Here is a 15,160-nt window from a genome sequence, read left to right as displayed (position 1 = left end):
AAACTTCGTTCTTTGTTATGGGATAACCTATTCTAGAGGATCATTATTTTCATAAAAAATATAGAATTTTGAAAAAATTAAAAAGAAAACTTTATATAACTTATTGTTTTTATAGATATTTTTATCATTGAATGTATTTTTTTAAACTGATTTTATAGCAGAAGAGAATTTTATTTTAGAAGGCTGTTAACTCATATGCCTTGGGGCGTTTTATGTGCCTTTTCAGCTTCAATTTTACGCTTTAAATGCAATTTTAAAAGTGGCAAAGTGGCTTCAACTTCTTCCATGTCGTTGAAGTTTTCAATAAGCTCTTGCAATTTTCCGTAAAGCTCTGCTGCTAATTCCGCAACATCTTCAGGAAAAAGTGTTATGTTTGCATCATGATATGTTGTATAAGCTAAATATCCAAGCTTTTTCATCAAACCAGCAGGGATTGCTTGCGGTTTTAAACCAGCCGCTTTCGCCTTTGCCATATCTGAAAACATCTCGCCATGACCCGTTACAAGCCAATTTAAATTGACGCCAAATTTTTCTCCATATGACGATAAAATAATTGCATCGGGGATTCTATCACCGCGCTCGTAATTGCCAAGCCCTTGAATACTAATACCAATTTTGACTGAAAATATATTACGAGATAAACCTACAAACTTTCTAACCTCTGTTAGACGTTTTGCTAAGGGGGTTTTAGGTGTATTTATTTGTCGAGTCATATCAATAATATTTACAAATGGGATTTACTAATGTCTCATTTGTAGATATACCTATCATTACTACCCGTTATATTGGGTAGGCATTACATAACAGAACCCCACAAAAACAGATGTTACAGCATCCGTGTAAGCAGGAGCGAAAATTATGACAATCACACAAAAAATGCGACCGCCATAGTGTTTTGCCAAGCCCCCACTCTCATACCCCTAAGCAAAACGCGTAGAATTTTACCAAATATCGACCCTCAGTGTCAAAAACATTTGGGCATCCTCTCATGAAAAAACAACACCTGCCATGGCCAATTGTATACCCATCAAACAAAGTTCTTATCAACTGCTCTCTCAAAAAACGTAGTTATATGTTTCACAGCATTAAAAACCTAATACGGTTTTCTTCACTGCACGCTGTACAATATACCATTGAAATCTTATTATAAAAATATGCAAATACACTTCTTATAGTTTTTTATAGAATAAAAGGTTTATCAATGTGTAAAACGCAATATAAAAGAGGCAAAATAATTGTATTTCTACAAAAAATGAGATTATCACGCATTCTCAAGAAGCTGAACGTTTATAAATCATGCTTGCTTATTGTAGATATCAATGGCACTGATTTAGCTGTAATTGGTAATAGAGATTTCAGGATGTTTGGTGTATTGCCAAAATATTCTTCCTATACGCAAATTAAAAGCCTTTTTGCAATGTATTTTAAATGCTATAAGTTCTATAATGAACGCATTGCCATCTATATTTACAATTAGGCACTTCAAAATCTTGGAGTGACAAAGTTTTTAATAGGCATTGATTTAAAAGCGCGTATTTTGCAGAAAATTGATAAAACCATGAGGTTCGTATATATGGCAATTCTGAGTGATGATAGTGGAGTGATCCTTAAACAGACCAAAGCTGCACAGAAAACCGTAACGTGGAGGAATCTAATATGACCTCTTTATACGATAAGGAATTATCTGATACACTGGTTGGTCTTTATGACGATTATCAACGAGGTTTCGACATTGGAGAAGAGCTTAAATTGTGTGTAGATTTAGCTTTATCTCTTGAATTGGAACTCAGCATTCACCGTTTAAGTGAAACAGATGCGCTTTTAAAAAAAGAGATTGTGCAAACCTTGAATCGTCGCAGAAATACTGATTCCAATGAGGATGAAATTGATGCAATTTTTCGTATGGATTTTGAAAAACAAAAATAACGTAATATCCTCCCCGTATTATGATGAAAATGCTTTATTTTCTGCTGTATTTAAACCAAAAAAACTTTTAAGAAACTTTAAAATTTTGCGTCTTTACCTCCTTACAAAAAGTCCGATGAATTAAAGAAACGCATCACTCCTTTAATCATCATCAAAAAATAAAGAGTATTTTATAACAATACAAATTTATGCTTTCTTCATTAAACGTATAAACCTTAGTATTTGCCATCTCCTTTAAAGGCAAATGCGAAAGGCAATAATAAATGCGTAATAAACATGGCATATATTGATTAAATATTTAAAGTTTAAAGACAATTTAGTGTTTTTTATATTTATAAAATAGCACAATGAACATCCCAACAAGCGCAACAATGCTTTGAAGAAAATATATCGATTGTGGTGATATGCTACTGCTATCGTTTGCCATAATGAGATAGACTCCGAGAATAAAGCATCCAGAGAGACCATTAAAACTTGCCTGCAATCTTCCTTGGTATTCAGGATCACAAAAGAGTTGCGATAAAGAAATTGAAAGAGCCCAACTTGAAAGTCCAAATCCAATCATAAAGTAAACAGGAAAAACAACAAAAATGTGTGTATTAACAGACAAAATAGCAAGTCCAATAGCCATAACAGCTAATAAAAATGCCAATGTTTTCCTTATGGATAAAACTTTACAAAGAAGTGGTGAAAGAAGTGCTCCTGTCAATACACCCATAGAATAAAGCCCCTCAAATATTGCAAAGGTCCCACTATCCGTGCTTAATACCTCTTGTGTATAAGGGACAAGAATAACAGGGATGGTCATTAAAAGCGTCGTAATAATCATCTGGCTTATATAAGGCATAAAAAGAAATGGATTCTGCTTAAAATAATGAAGGGATGCTGTATAACTTTCCCACCAATTTTGCTTACTTTGATTTTTAGCTCTACGATTTTTAGGTACCCTCATTGCAAAATTAAATAAACCAGCAATGATAAAGAATATACCACCTATTAGAAGAGTTCCTTTTGTTCCTACACAGGCAAGTATAAATCCACTAAACCCCATACCGATGATCGTGCCAAGTTCATAGACCATATCAATGGTTGCATTTGCATTGATGAGTTGTTTTTTAGGAACAATACTTTGGATTAAAGGAACAGCTGATGGCATATAAAAAGAAATAAAAATACCTAACGAAGCAGATAAGATCATTAAATCAATTTCTATGCCAAAATACCCAAGCATTACCCAACCCATAATCACCAAACCTCTGGCAAGATTTGAAATAATAATCTGCGTTTTACGGTTATATTTATCTGCCCATATGCCCAAAATAGGTGCAAAAATAATACTCGGCATCCAGAGAAAGAACATCAAAAGCGCTACACCACGAATTGAATTCGTTTGACTGTAAGCAAGCCACGATAATGCAATATAATTGAGCCCATTTCCAAATGTAGCAAATAAACCGCTCAAGGTAAAATAGAGGAAAGTTCTATGCTCGAATAGAGCAGCACGTTCTTTCAAATTTGCAATGAACATAAATCATTCCCTCATACACACATCATTCAGTATGTAGTATAAGCACATTTAAAAACATATATTTAGCTCTTATTTTAGTTCATTAAATTTAAAGAAACAAAACTCCTCATTTTGTTCGTGCGTGATTAATTTTTTATGAAAAGAAAACGCACTAGATATTATATGGAGTAATCTTAACATATTGAATATTCATAACTATTTCTATTTTCATTAAGAGTTACATTGGTACCGCGAATAGAACACTGTAGCGCTTCAATCAATTATTTTAACTTATAATAACGACAAAGCGAATAGGTGATCTCATTTTTACGATAGAGGATTTGGGACTGGTCGTCTCCACAAGCAAGTTATAAATTTGATGTTCATAAAAGACATTCAAAGAGTAATCGCACCAGAAGTGAGACAGATTTTTAGAGAAATATATAGAATCTCAGCGTAATTTGAGCAGCTTCCATTCAACTTTCTTTTAGAATTTATACTTGACATAATGGACAAAGGATAGCCTCTTTATACACAGTGCAATTCGTGAGGGGAACCACATCACATGCTACAGACCACTCAATCACAAAGTGAAAAATTTGATGGATTGGCTGATGATTATGATCGCTATCGTCCACGCTATCCCCTCAGCTTATTTAAAATCATGCTGCTTCCTTTTAAAGATAAAAAACATTTGTCCATTGTGGATGTGGGAGCTGGAACAGGCATCGCATTAGAGGGAATTGTCAAACTTCTAGGCAATGAACGTCAATATCATGCGATCGATGTCTCAGCAGATATGATTAAGCAGGGGAAAAGAAAATTTCCTTTTGTGCAGTGGTATCACGATAAAGCCGAAAGCCTCTTGCCCCAAATCGGCAAGGTTGATCTTGTTGTTGCGGCACAAGCGTTTCAGTGGATGGATCGCCCTCTATTGCTTAGCACTGTCTCAAGCCAACTTCGCGCTGGAGGCGTTATGGCCGTTATTCAAAACAATCGCGATTTTAAAAATAGCCAATTTCTAACTGCTTATGAAACATTATTAGAGGAAATGAGCCCTCACTATTCCCGTTATTATCGTAATTTTGATTTTTTACAAGAAATGCGTGATGACCTTGAAGTCAATCCAGAAAAGGTTGCTTTACATACACACAATTGGACAATGACAATCCCATCCGAAGCTTTTATAGGCATGAGTCGCTCTTCAACGCAAGCGCAACGCGCTATTGCCAGCCATGGAAAAAAATATTTACAGCAATTGGCTGCGCTGATAAAACAATATGAAATGCAGGGAAATTTGGAACTTTTGTATCAAAGTGAACTCTACATCTATATAAAATAATCTTACATCTATGATTCTCCTCATTATCTTTTAACACATTATAATAGCTCCCAAAAAACGAAGTCATCCCATCCAAATCGATTGTATAAAACGCTACCTAAAATTGTATTAGCACACCTCAATCTGAGACCATAAAATAATTTCTGCCTGGTAATAAGGCGTGTTTCCAGCTCAAAATCCAAGCTTATCAGGGTAATGATCAAGAATACCCACACCCTTGTATTAAACAGAGACACTCTTGAGAAGACAAAAGATAACTCTCAAACGTAGCTGTACTGATCAACTGGCAAACTAACCTTTTATCGGTAAGGTTTCCAAAAGAAACACAGCAAAAATACCCACCTCCTCCGCTACTCAAATTTCTGAAAATAAACTACCATTACAGTAAATATCAGCATTCAACTTTATTATCATGCCCCTATCAAAACAACTTGACATCTCCAGTAATAGATGTACTAACCGATTATGATATTGCGTGTTTTTAAGAGACGCCAACATGAGGGGGTGATGTGCGCAAACAGCTAATGTTTCGGTTTTATGGGCTTGTTGTTCTGCTCTATTTTTCTGATATGGTGCTCTTTTTAAGTAACCTTTGGAATGCTTATCGCATAACATCCTCATCGATTTTTCTAGGGATAACCATGGCTTTGGGGACTCTTACACCCTATCTTTTGAAAAAAAGTGGTCTTGTACATATTAAAGCCTCACTGCGATTGAGAGATTTATACAAAAGACGGATTGTCATCTATAGCCTTCTTTTGTTGATCGCTCTTTTTCATTATGTTGACTCCCCTTTGGGTTTTATTGCTGTTTCTATCTCTATTGGTTATCTCTCGTTGATCACCTTAAGTACGCTGGAAACTTATAATACTAAACTCGCGCTTAATGGTTATATTAGCGCCCAAAAAGCTTCCCGCATTATGCAAACAGTGGTGCAAATTGGTGCCTTTTTGGGAGCAGCATTGAGTGGTTATCTCTTAGAAGCCACCAGCCCACGAGGAGCAGCTGCTGCAATCGGCTATAATGGTTTGATTGCAGCCATTTGTGTGTTTGACATCATCATAAGCCTTGTGGCCGGATACATCATCTTTCGCGATGAATATAGTACCGAGTGCACTACAAATGGCTTGCCACCTGCCACCGATAAAGAACCAACGCTTATACCGCAAGCAGATAGGCTTTCCCTAGAGCTTAAACTTTTATGCGTCTGCATAGGCCTTATTGGCTTTCACATTTGCGCTTATAATACACTGGCAACCATTCTTTTTCAGAGTGTGAAAGATTTTGGCTCTGAATATTATGGACTGTGCAGTGCAGTTGCGGGTGTGGGCGCTTTTTTGGCTGCTTTTATCAAGATCCCGCGCTTTGAATTCATCTTCCCAGCCCTTATGTTGGGTTTGGCTGATCTTACTTTTAGCACCACACAATCACCTTATTTGGCTGTGGCCTTTTGCTTTTTTATTGGCTTTTCAATGAATACCATGCGGATTAACGCCCGCAAACATATGATTGAAGCAACAAAAACAGAAACTCAAGCAGAGCTTGTTGGAAGCTATAGTGGCATGCTTTATACACTCTCCCAATCGGCGGGTTATGTTATTCTTGGTCTTCTTACAAGCTCTGCTCTTATGGGCCCCCAAGCAGCCATTTATCTTCTCCCCCTTATCGGGCTGATAATCTTTATCTATGTTCTTTTTCTTTCATTACAGCGTGCCCAAACATGAACAAAACCATTCTTATTGTCGATCCTTTCTCCACGGGTGCTCTCTATGCCCCTGCTTTGCAAAAATTGGGCTATACTTGTTACGGTGTTATCTCTCAATCAATTCCTTTTTCACGCTTTATGCTTTCTTATCAGGGTGAAGGTATGGCAGAAGCAAAACTTCATAGTATCGATGAGATAAAGCAACGCTTTCCTGTCGGCACGATAAAAGCTGTTATAGCAGGTGCAGAACGAGGTATTTATTGTGCAGAACAATTAGCTGCTTATTATGGTTGTCCTGGAAATAACCCCTTGACCACCGATTGGCGACGGAAAAAAGCAGCAATGCAAAATCGTCTTTGTGAAAAAGGTTTATCTTATATTCAATCAAAGATTCTTACAAAAAACAATTGTACTCTCGATGATTTTGAAAGCCCCAGCGGCTATGTGATAAAGCCAAACAATTCTGCTGGAAGCGATGGTGTTTTGTTTTTCTCTAACCGTGAGGAAGTAGCGGCGTGGATCTCTGAGATTGATTGGACGCAGAAAAATATCTTTGGCACACCTAACGAGGCTTATTTGCTTCAAGAAAGATTGGAGGGAGAGGAATACATCGTAGATGCTATTGTAAAGGGAGAAGCTATAAAGATATGCGCTTTATCGCGATATAAAAAGGGTATCCATAATGGAAGTGCTTTTGTTTATGAATCGCTTGATGTACTTGATGCTCAAGATCCTCTTTATGCCGCTCTTATCTCTTATGCAAAACAGTGTATTCGCGCAGTGGGGATTGAATATGGACCTGCGCATATGGAAATCATGCAAACCGCGCGTGGTCCAGTGATGATCGAAGTAGGGGCTCGCCTCCACGGAGGGATTGCACCCACTTTGTTTGCGCATTGTTATGAAGATGGCTTACTTGAAAGCTCCGTTAACCTTATTGCAGGCGTGTTTTCGCAAACACCAAGTCGTTTTAAGAAAAAAGGACGTATTATTTTTCTTATCAACAAGATCGATGGTCATATTATAAAAGATGTTAACCTGTGGAAGCAAAAACTTCACTTTTTGGAAAATGTGGTTCATTTTATGCTCTTTTTTAAAGAAAACGAGCCTTTACCCTTAACCATCGATTTAAATACTTGCCCAACCATTATAGCAATTTGGGGACAGAATGATGATGAATTATCGACTCTGGAAAGGATAATTCGCAGTAATTTTTTATAGAAAAAACATCAATTGGAAATAATAAAAAAGCCTAAAAACGCTGAATTTATAAAGCTATGCCTTCAAGCTTATGAAAAACTATTTAAGGATACAAGATAAATAAAAATAGAAGGAAAATTACAGACACGCAAATGGCAAGATAAAAATGGGCATGACCGCTACACAACAGAGATTGTCTTACCACAATTCAAAGGCGAATTATATTTACTTGATGCCAAAAAAGAGCAATCGGCATCCCTTGCCCCTTCACCTATTACTTCTCAAAATTATGCTATCGCTTCAGGGGCTGCTGATCATAGTGCACTCATTAATAATGATAGCATACCATTCTGATTGAAAAAAAATATGACAAAAAGAAAAAAACGTGCAAAACGTGGTCGTCCTCGGATTAAAGGATGTATCAGAGAACCAAATGGACGCATCTCACGAGCAAAAACACCGCATGAACCCATGGATAAATTGGCAATTGAAATGCGTGCCAAACGCTTCTGTTTGACCATAGAAGAGGCTAAAAATCCACTTTCCAGCACCTATATCGGGCGGCTTTATTTGCAAGGCGAAATCAATCAAGACCAATATGATGCTGCGCAAAAATATCTTGAAGTGAAAAACAATTACCTATGTGCAAAAGGATTGCCTAATGCAATTTATGATAACTTTACTCCTTCATCAAATGAGGAGGCACAAAAACGGTGGATTGAAAGAGCAACTCATTGTTATGAAGTGACGAAAGAGGCTATCAAAGAAGCACAACACCTCTATAGACAGTATAATCTTTATGCTGCATTACAATATCTTGTTATAGAAGATCAATCACTGCCACATCTTATCGGTTCGCTGTGTGTTGCTCTGAATGCACTTCATAAACATTTTACACAAAACCGCTAAATTTTAAGCAGCATTTTGAACATTGATAGTGATCTCTTTTCCAAGAGCAATGAGAGTGGATTCTAAAGCATCTAATTTTGTTGCGTGGTTTAAATCCAACAATCGGTCAATTTGTATTGGATGAAGTTTTAAAAGACGCACGAGATCAGCTTTGCGTAAGTTTTTTTCAACCATGGCGTTATGTATTGCAATTTTTAAAGTCACCAATGAAGATACTTCAACAAAAGGATAGGCAATATCACGATGTCCAAAGGGAATAGGTTCACGATCTTGAAAACGCCCCATAATGACTGTTAAAAGTGCATTTTTAGCCTGTTCCAAAGCCTCTTTTTCATCGTTACCATAGGTAATAAATTCCTGAAAGTCTTTAGAGACGACTAGAAGAGTATCATTGTCATCTTTGATAAATTTGATTGCATATTTCATTTACGCCTCCATATTCAGGCTTATTTTAGGTCAAGATCTTTAAGAATCTTTTGAACTAATCCTGTTCCTAATTCTTTCCGCGCACCATGCATTGGCAAAACCGTTTTTTTAGAACCGCGCTTTACAAGCAAATGTCCACCTTTCCCTGAAGTAAAACTGCAACCATGCTTTATAAGATATCTTTTCAATTCTTGACTATTCATTATAATAATATAACATCTAAAATGTTTCAATACAACATAAATGTTGTTAATTGTATAAAATTAAAGATTGGCTTTTAAAATACTAAGTTTTGATCAAAAAATAAAAAAAATACAAAATATAGATTTCTTCTATTGACAATACGTGAAAAATCGTATTTAATGATGGCAATTGCACTAGTTGTATTGTGTCTAAAATTCAAAAATATCCCCTAAAATTTGATAAAATATTAAGCTTTAAAAATGGTTTAACATACTGTTTTTATTGATAAAATTGGCTTATCTATTTTGCACACATCAAAAGCCATTAAATGACCAATGATGTCATTAATTAATTGCCTCAAAAGGAGCAATGATGAAAGCTGTCATCACTAAGCCAATGTGTGTTCTTGGCGATAACAAAAGCACTATTCGTTTTGAACCATCAACTTCAAGTAATCCATTTGTTGAAGTTTCCAATCAAGTCTACGCGCGCCTCAAACGCGCCAATGCCGCAAAACCTTTTGTGGAAAGTAAAACAACAACAAAATCTGAAAAGACAATTGAACCAATTAAGCCAATAGAAAAAGAAGTGGTACAAGTATCCTCTGAACCAAGTGCAGAAGAAGCTTCACTCCAACAGAGCGAAACATCTAAAGTTTCCAAATCATCAACACCTCCTGCTAAAAAGCTTAAAAATTAAAATTAATCATCCATCAAGAATGGTATCTTCAACAGGTAAAAGATACCTTTACCAATCTTCAAGCACCACGCCTTAATTGGGCTTTACGGAATGCTATAAATACTTCAGCAAAGCAAGTCGAGCGCTTTACGGAGAAGCAAGTTGCCGACCTCTCATCAGCCCAACCAAAGCGTGTTAAAAAAGGCGTTTATATTAAAGACAAGGCTACAGCAAAGTTTCTCGAGACAGATATCATTGGTTCTGGAACACCGATACCTCTTAAATTTTTTAAGGCAAAAGAGACAAAACGCGGTGTAACTTACACAATGTTTGGAAAAAAAGAAATCTTGACCCATGGTTTTATCAAGGGGGGGAATTTTCCAAAGCGTGTTGAATTAAAAAAAATGAACGGTCATGTTTTTCAAAGAGTGGACAGCGATAAATTCCCCATTGCAAAACAAGAAGGACCATCAATTGCTAAAGTGATGTCCAAGCCAGAAATTGCAAATGCTATTGCACAATATGCCAATGAAAGACTAACCAAAAACATACAGAGACAACTTGCTCGTCAAGAATACGCTGCCAATAAAAGAGGCTAGATCATGTTTTCAAGCTTTATCTCTATATTACATATCCTTATGAGTTTAGGCATTACATATTCTTATTGCAATTTTAAAAACAAATTATCACTTGCACTTTGTTATTTCCATAAAAAAATCAATAAAATCAATGCAAAAGGTACTTCCCAGCGGGTGGCTTCGTTGCGGGGCGGACGAGCGCGAACTATCGCTAGCGACAGAATTTTTAAATCGACTGTACATTGTACACTTAACTTATTGATAAATAATGATTTCAACATGTACACTGTACAGTATGTGCACCGTTTTCTTAGCAAAAAGTAATTTTTATTACTTGACAATTCTACAGTAATAGGTATCTTCGAATCAGGTGCCTAAGAAACACCTTAGAAAATACCAAGCGGACAAACTACCGAGATAGTTTATTTTCCGCACATTAAAGGCTTTGACTCATTGTATGTTACACGCATATAATGATATTGTCGGGTGTGGTTACGCTATACAATACCCTTTTTGGGAAAAGCATAACGACGGACTTGGTACCGTGTTTCTTAGCACCCGGCACTCTTTTTGAGTGTCATTAAGAAACCTCTATTACCAAGGAGTTCTTTATGAACACACTTATAGAAATTAAAGAAAGCACTGCTAATAGTGCTACCACTCAGACTATGTCGAGTCGTGAAATTGCAGAATTGTGCAGTAAAAGACATGACCATGTTATACGTGATATCAAGAAAATGCTTGAAGAACTTAACGCCTCCAAATTTGGGGTGGTTAATTTTAGCGTTTATTATCTTGATAGCAAAGGAGAAACGCGCCCTTGTTATAACCTTCCCAAGCGTGAATGTTTAATTCTCGTATCTGGTTACAGCACTGCTTTACGAGCAAAAATCATTGACCGGTGGCAAGAATTGGAAAAACAAGTAGCAACACCGCAAATTGACTACTCAAGTCCTCAAGCTATGATTGGCTTTTTGACACACCTACAAAACCAAATTGAGCAGAAAGATCATGTGATTGCAGAATTAGCTCTAAAAGCAGAGGCTCTGGATGGCTTAAAGCGTTCTGATGGTTTGTTCGGTCTTATTGAAGCAGCAAAGATGTTAGAGGTACGACCAAAGGATTTAACCGATTATTTGCGGAAACATGATTGGGTCTATCGACGGGCTCCAGGGGCGCCGCTGTTACCCTATCAAGATAAAATCAAGAAAGGCTTTATGGATTGCCCTGCGATTACCATTCAAAGACCGGATGGGACAGAAAAGGTACTGCCTTCAACAAAAATCACCTCAAGAGGATTGGCATGTTTGAGAGAACAAATTCATGGAGGTGTACAATGAAGATCGATACTAACTTTTTATGCGATTTATGGATAGCATTGTTTCAGTTTTCTAATGATGAAAATATTAACGAAAAAGAGTGTACAGCTCTGGTTGACATCATGAGTCTGGTAGAAAAGGTTTTAGTTTTAAAACTCCAAAATGACGTTCCCAATATTGTTAAGATTCTAGCAGTTCTTACAGATTTTGGAGCTTCAGAGTTACCGCACCACTTGGATTCTTTGTTGCGTGCTTACGAACCAAATTTAGAGTCCCCCATTAAAAAGGTTGCTTAAAGTAAATACAATCCCCCTTCCCCACTTCAAAGGTGGGGAGGTGATTTAAAGATCAAGTTGTGAATGAGAGCCAAGATGCACCAAAATCAATCTGTCTTGATCGACCAAGCGGTAAATCAACACTAGATCGGGTCGAATATGACAATCTCGGTAATTGCTCCAATTTCCAGTCAGTGCATGATCACGATACCGAAGTTCTAAAGGTTGATCATTCGCTAATGCTGCAATGACTTTGCGTAAATCAGTATCTAAAAGATGCCGATGTCGTTCTTTCATCTCACGCTTGAAATCCCGTTTGAAAATGGTGGTACGTTCAATCGTCCGCATAGAGATCATCAAATAATTCGTCTACGGAATGAAACTTTTTTAAATTGCCTTCATCAAGTTCGGCAAAAGCCGCTATGGTTTCTGCATTGGGTTGAAATAAGAAAGAAGGAATAGCTTTATCTTGTGCAATACGTGTCATCAAAACTCTCACGACATCACTTACTGACAAACCAGAGGCTTGAATAACTTGACTAGCAACATTTTGAATCTCTTCTGGTACGCGTGCTTGAACCATGCGACTGGTAGCCATAACGATTTCTCCTCTCTTAATTGTATTTCAATGTAGTACAATTGGAATTTAATTTCAACTGTAAAGCACTTTTTAGAATGGAGAGGTCGGCTTAACATCCACTTGCTTTTTTTAACACTTCACTCATACGTGTGCGCCAATCTTTTCCTTGTTTTTTAAAAGAGGCAATAACGTTTGGGTCAAGACGGAGAGTAACCGCTTGTTTAGGAGATTCAACGGGTGGGCGCCCACGTTTACGGCGCTCTTCTGTTACATATTTAAAAAAAGAGGCTGGTAAAATATCTTTAGCCGGCTTTAAGCGTGCAAGTTCTTCATCTGTCAATGGTGGAGAATCTACAGCTTCATAATCTTCTTTTGTATAGCCACAGTCTCTTTCAAAGGTTTTGTTGATAGTCATTGAAAACCTCTCTTTCTTTTTTATTAGCTTGACGGAAACTAATAATGGATATCGCTTCAGTGCCAAGCTTCGCAAAAACAACAACTGTCGTACCATTAGCAAAACGTCCAATAGCCTTCATGCGGTTTGAATGGGTTGCATCAATAAGAGCATGCTCCCAATCAAAGTAAATAACATCAGCAAAATCAAGCTTATGTTTAACAATGTTTACAGCTCTTTTTGGTTCATCCCACACGATCTTCATATATTTTATGTACACGAAAAAATAAAATTGTGTCAATAATTAAAGTGTACAATAATTCGCATAAATCATTCAAAATGGAGCGACTGCTCAATGACTAAGAAATCTCGAAAAGGTCTCTCACTTCGTGCGTTTGCCAAAAAGATGGATGTTTCACATAATGCGGTGGTTTCTCGGATAAAGACAGGTAAATTTGATGCAGCTCTTTTTGAAGATGGTTCTGTCAATGAAGCGCTTGCAACAGCTATCTGGAATGAGAATCCAACAAAGCGCCCTGCTTCACTTTTAGCGCCTGATGGAAAGGTGCGGACAAAGATCAAACAAGCCTCCACAGATGGAGCCAATGAATACAAGATTAAACTGGAGCGAATGCAAGTTGCCCTTGAAAGCGAAAAGATTGCCCTTGAACGCTTACGCGAAACAACGGTTGACCGTGAAGAAGTAAAGAGAGCAGCGCGTGAGTTTGGAAGAGCGCACCGTGATGCCATGCTGAATTTTCCTCATCGTTTTGGAGCAAGCATTGCTGCACAAGTTGGATGTGATGCCGCAAGCCTGATAGGGGCTATTGATTATACCATGAGAACAGCTTTGCTTGAGGCGGTTAATATTCCCGTGCCTTTTCATGATCCTCATTCTCCAGAGTTAGAGAACTTGCAAGAAACGAATAATGGATGAGAATGCTGTTAAAGAATTTTTTGCCAATGCTAATGATGCAAGACAACCGGACCCACCTTACACGGTTTCTCAATGGGCGGATAAGAATAGATACCTTAGCACCGTAGCAAGTGCTGAGCCTGGGCTTTGGAGAACAAAACGCACCCCCTATTTGCGCGAAATCATGGATAATCTTTCCTCTCACAAACCGATTGAAACAACCATTGTCATGAAAGGCGCACAGGTTGGCATGTCAGAGGCAGGATTGAATTTCTGCGGTTATGCCATTCATTATAGTCCAGGACCTGCCCTTTATGTCATGCCAACCGTTGAGACAGCCAAGAAGCTTTCAAAGACGCGGCTTGATCCCATGATTATGGCGAGTCCAGTTTTAAGTGAACGTATAGCTCCAGCGCGAGCGCGTGACAGCGGTATAATACCATGTTTTCTAAAGAGTTTGATGGTGGGGCGCTGATGCTTACAGGAGCCAATAGTGCAGCTGGTTTGCGCTCTATGCCTATTCGTTATCTGATTTTGGATGAGGTTGATGGTTACCCTCTCAGTGTCGATAACGAAGGGGATCCAGTGATGATTGCGGAAAAGCGTACCTCGACCTTTATTCAACGAAAGATCTTTAAATTGTCCACGCCCACACACCGTGACACAAGCCGTATTGCCAAGGATTTTGTGCTAGGAGACCAGCGATATTACAACGTGCCTTGTGATAAGTGTGGTGTACTCCAACCTATTGTTTGGTCACAAATCAAATGGCCAAAAGGGGCTCCGGAAAAAGCTGTTTTTGTCTGTGCCCATTGTGGTCATGAACATGCTGAGCACCGAAAAACAGATCTCATGTGTGAAGAAAGAGGTGCATGTTGGGTCCCAACCAGTGAGTCTAGCAGACCCAATTTGCGCTCTTATCATATTTCGGCACTCTATTCCCCTTGGCTTACTTGGGGGGAATGTGCAAGAGAGTTTTTAAATGCCAAAGATGATCCAGCCCTTCTACAGCCTTTTGTCAACACAGTGCTTGGAGAGCCATGGGAAGACAGAACAGGCGAAGTTGTTGATCCTGATAGCCTCTATGCAAAACGCGAAGATTATCCCCTTGCACCAGAACAAGCCGTGTTGTTGACAGCGGGTATTGATGTGCAAAATGACCGGTTAGAGCTTGAAGTGGTGGGATGGGGACGCAGTGAAGAAAGCTGGCATATTGATTATC

The 15,160-nt window shown here is 37.9% G+C and carries 18 protein-coding genes and 2 pseudogenes; 12 read left to right on the top strand and 8 right to left on the bottom strand.

The features are described 5' to 3' along the window. Positions 1-191: 191 nt before the first annotated feature. Positions 192-713 carry a helix-turn-helix domain-containing protein gene (locus tag PVV59_RS08200; protein WP_273755642.1) on the bottom strand — a complete coding sequence of 174 codons (522 nt, stop codon included), beginning with the start codon at positions 711-713 and terminating at the stop codon, positions 192-194. Positions 714-1,656: 943 nt separating this feature from the next. Here PVV59_RS08200 and PVV59_RS08195 point away from each other — a divergent pair. Further along, complete coding sequence (locus tag PVV59_RS08195) at positions 1,657-1,926, top strand: hypothetical protein (RefSeq protein WP_273755641.1); 270 nt, start codon at positions 1,657-1,659, stop codon at positions 1,924-1,926. 316 nt (positions 1,927-2,242) lie between these two features. Here the strand turns inward: PVV59_RS08195 and PVV59_RS08190 are convergent, their stop codons facing one another. Next, positions 2,243-3,454 carry an MFS transporter gene (locus tag PVV59_RS08190; protein ID WP_273755640.1) on the bottom strand — a complete coding sequence of 404 codons (1,212 nt, stop codon included), beginning with the start codon at positions 3,452-3,454 and terminating at the stop codon, positions 2,243-2,245. Positions 3,455-3,998: 544 nt separating this feature from the next. Here PVV59_RS08190 and PVV59_RS08185 point away from each other — a divergent pair. From PVV59_RS08185 to PVV59_RS08165, 5 genes and pseudogenes are all read left to right on the top strand, one after another. Then, entirely contained in the window at positions 3,999-4,775 is a 777-nt protein-coding gene (locus PVV59_RS08185; protein WP_273755639.1) for a trans-aconitate 2-methyltransferase, read from the top strand. A 509-nt stretch (positions 4,776-5,284) separates the two neighbouring features. Continuing rightward, complete coding sequence (locus PVV59_RS08180) at positions 5,285-6,499, top strand: hypothetical protein (RefSeq protein WP_273755638.1); 1,215 nt, start codon at positions 5,285-5,287, stop codon at positions 6,497-6,499. After that, positions 6,496-7,701 (top strand): ATP-grasp domain-containing protein, encoded by a 1,206-nt coding sequence (locus tag PVV59_RS08175; RefSeq protein ID WP_273755637.1) that lies wholly within the window; start codon positions 6,496-6,498, stop codon positions 7,699-7,701. The genes PVV59_RS08180 and PVV59_RS08175 overlap by 4 nt, the downstream gene beginning before the upstream one ends. 99 nt (positions 7,702-7,800) lie before the next feature. Next, positions 7,801-8,034 (top strand): annotated as a pseudogene (locus tag PVV59_RS08170) (single-stranded DNA-binding protein); the annotation flags it as partial. A gap of 12 nt (positions 8,035-8,046) precedes the next feature. Then, positions 8,047-8,589 (top strand): hypothetical protein, encoded by a 543-nt coding sequence (locus PVV59_RS08165; protein WP_273755636.1) that lies wholly within the window; start codon positions 8,047-8,049, stop codon positions 8,587-8,589. Positions 8,590-8,592: 3 nt separating this feature from the next. Here the strand turns inward: PVV59_RS08165 and PVV59_RS08160 are convergent, their stop codons facing one another. Continuing rightward, entirely contained in the window at positions 8,593-9,015 is a 423-nt protein-coding gene (locus PVV59_RS08160; protein ID WP_273755635.1) for a type II toxin-antitoxin system HicB family antitoxin, read from the bottom strand. A 20-nt stretch (positions 9,016-9,035) separates the two neighbouring features. Continuing rightward, positions 9,036-9,218, bottom strand: a complete 183-nt coding sequence (locus PVV59_RS08155; protein ID WP_273755634.1) for a type II toxin-antitoxin system HicA family toxin — start codon at positions 9,216-9,218, stop codon at positions 9,036-9,038. Positions 9,219-9,570: 352 nt separating this feature from the next. Here PVV59_RS08155 and PVV59_RS08150 point away from each other — a divergent pair, with 352 nt between their 5' ends. The 4 genes from PVV59_RS08150 (at position 9,571) to PVV59_RS08135 (ending at position 12,069) form a co-directional block, all read left to right on the top strand. After that, positions 9,571-9,897, top strand: coding sequence for a hypothetical protein (locus PVV59_RS08150; protein WP_273755648.1), 327 nt, complete (start codon positions 9,571-9,573; stop codon positions 9,895-9,897). Between the two features lie 5 nt (positions 9,898-9,902). Then, positions 9,903-10,475 carry a hypothetical protein gene (locus PVV59_RS08145; protein WP_273755647.1) on the top strand — a complete coding sequence of 191 codons (573 nt, stop codon included), beginning with the start codon at positions 9,903-9,905 and terminating at the stop codon, positions 10,473-10,475. Between the two features lie 590 nt (positions 10,476-11,065). Beyond that, positions 11,066-11,794, top strand: a complete 729-nt coding sequence (locus PVV59_RS08140) for a phage regulatory protein/antirepressor Ant (RefSeq protein ID WP_273755633.1) — start codon at positions 11,066-11,068, stop codon at positions 11,792-11,794. After that, positions 11,791-12,069: a hypothetical protein gene (locus tag PVV59_RS08135; RefSeq protein ID WP_273755632.1), complete on the top strand. Its 279-nt coding sequence runs from the start codon at positions 11,791-11,793 to the stop codon at positions 12,067-12,069. Before PVV59_RS08140 ends, PVV59_RS08135 begins: the two co-directional genes overlap by 4 nt. A gap of 45 nt (positions 12,070-12,114) precedes the next feature. On the opposite strand, the gene PVV59_RS08130 is transcribed toward PVV59_RS08135, so the two are convergent. The 4 genes from PVV59_RS08130 to PVV59_RS08115 form a co-directional block, all read right to left on the bottom strand. After that, a complete protein-coding gene (locus PVV59_RS08130) occupies positions 12,115-12,396 on the bottom strand; it encodes a type II toxin-antitoxin system YafQ family toxin (protein WP_273755646.1) in 282 nt (93 codons plus the stop codon). Next, complete coding sequence (locus PVV59_RS08125) at positions 12,383-12,646, bottom strand: type II toxin-antitoxin system RelB/DinJ family antitoxin (RefSeq protein WP_039757918.1); 264 nt, start codon at positions 12,644-12,646, stop codon at positions 12,383-12,385. The genes PVV59_RS08130 and PVV59_RS08125 overlap by 14 nt, the downstream gene beginning before the upstream one ends. Positions 12,647-12,737: 91 nt before the next feature. Continuing rightward, positions 12,738-13,043 (bottom strand): BrnA antitoxin family protein, encoded by a 306-nt coding sequence (locus PVV59_RS08120; protein WP_273755631.1) that lies wholly within the window; start codon positions 13,041-13,043, stop codon positions 12,738-12,740. After that, on the bottom strand, positions 13,021-13,287 hold the full coding sequence (locus tag PVV59_RS08115; RefSeq protein WP_144755617.1) for a BrnT family toxin: 267 nt from the start codon (positions 13,285-13,287) through the stop codon (positions 13,021-13,023). Before PVV59_RS08115 ends, PVV59_RS08120 begins: the two co-directional genes overlap by 23 nt. A 90-nt stretch (positions 13,288-13,377) precedes the next feature. Here PVV59_RS08115 and PVV59_RS08110 point away from each other — a divergent pair, with 90 nt between their 5' ends. Beyond that, a complete protein-coding gene (locus PVV59_RS08110; protein WP_273755630.1) occupies positions 13,378-13,959 on the top strand; it encodes a hypothetical protein in 582 nt (193 codons plus the stop codon). Next, positions 13,952-15,160: pseudogene (locus PVV59_RS08105) on the top strand (phage terminase large subunit family protein); the annotation flags it as partial. The gene PVV59_RS08110 and the pseudogene PVV59_RS08105, both read left to right, overlap by 8 nt.

The sequence above is a fragment of the Bartonella sp. MM73XJBT.G genome (genome assembly GCF_028618435.1).
Classification (GTDB): Bacteria; Pseudomonadota; Alphaproteobacteria; order Rhizobiales; family Rhizobiaceae; genus Bartonella.
This window is presented reverse-complemented; position numbering and strand designations above follow the sequence as displayed.

Excerpts from the sequence above, each read along its gene's own strand:
- PVV59_RS08175 (WP_273755637.1), top strand. The coding sequence starts at position 6,496 with ATGAACAAAACCATTCTTATTGTCGATCCTTTCTCCACGGGTGCTCTC.
- PVV59_RS08155 (WP_273755634.1), bottom strand. The coding sequence starts at position 9,218 with ATGAATAGTCAAGAATTGAAAAGATATCTTATAAAGCATGGTTGCAGT.
- PVV59_RS08115 (WP_144755617.1), bottom strand. The coding sequence starts at position 13,287 with ATGAAGATCGTGTGGGATGAACCAAAAAGAGCTGTAAACATTGTTAAA.
- PVV59_RS08110 (WP_273755630.1), top strand. The coding sequence starts at position 13,378 with ATGACTAAGAAATCTCGAAAAGGTCTCTCACTTCGTGCGTTTGCCAAA.
- PVV59_RS08120 (WP_273755631.1), bottom strand. The coding sequence starts at position 13,043 with ATGACTATCAACAAAACCTTTGAAAGAGACTGTGGCTATACAAAAGAA.
- PVV59_RS08140 (WP_273755633.1), top strand. The coding sequence starts at position 11,066 with ATGAACACACTTATAGAAATTAAAGAAAGCACTGCTAATAGTGCTACC.
- PVV59_RS08195 (WP_273755641.1), top strand. The coding sequence starts at position 1,657 with ATGACCTCTTTATACGATAAGGAATTATCTGATACACTGGTTGGTCTT.
- PVV59_RS08125 (WP_039757918.1), bottom strand. The coding sequence starts at position 12,646 with ATGGCTACCAGTCGCATGGTTCAAGCACGCGTACCAGAAGAGATTCAA.
- PVV59_RS08130 (WP_273755646.1), bottom strand. The coding sequence starts at position 12,396 with ATGCGGACGATTGAACGTACCACCATTTTCAAACGGGATTTCAAGCGT.
- PVV59_RS08190 (WP_273755640.1), bottom strand. The coding sequence starts at position 3,454 with ATGTTCATTGCAAATTTGAAAGAACGTGCTGCTCTATTCGAGCATAGA.
- PVV59_RS08165 (WP_273755636.1), top strand. The coding sequence starts at position 8,047 with ATGACAAAAAGAAAAAAACGTGCAAAACGTGGTCGTCCTCGGATTAAA.
- PVV59_RS08200 (WP_273755642.1), bottom strand. The coding sequence starts at position 713 with ATGACTCGACAAATAAATACACCTAAAACCCCCTTAGCAAAACGTCTA.
- PVV59_RS08160 (WP_273755635.1), bottom strand. The coding sequence starts at position 9,015 with ATGAAATATGCAATCAAATTTATCAAAGATGACAATGATACTCTTCTA.
- PVV59_RS08135 (WP_273755632.1), top strand. The coding sequence starts at position 11,791 with ATGAAGATCGATACTAACTTTTTATGCGATTTATGGATAGCATTGTTT.
- PVV59_RS08185 (WP_273755639.1), top strand. The coding sequence starts at position 3,999 with ATGCTACAGACCACTCAATCACAAAGTGAAAAATTTGATGGATTGGCT.
- PVV59_RS08150 (WP_273755648.1), top strand. The coding sequence starts at position 9,571 with ATGAAAGCTGTCATCACTAAGCCAATGTGTGTTCTTGGCGATAACAAA.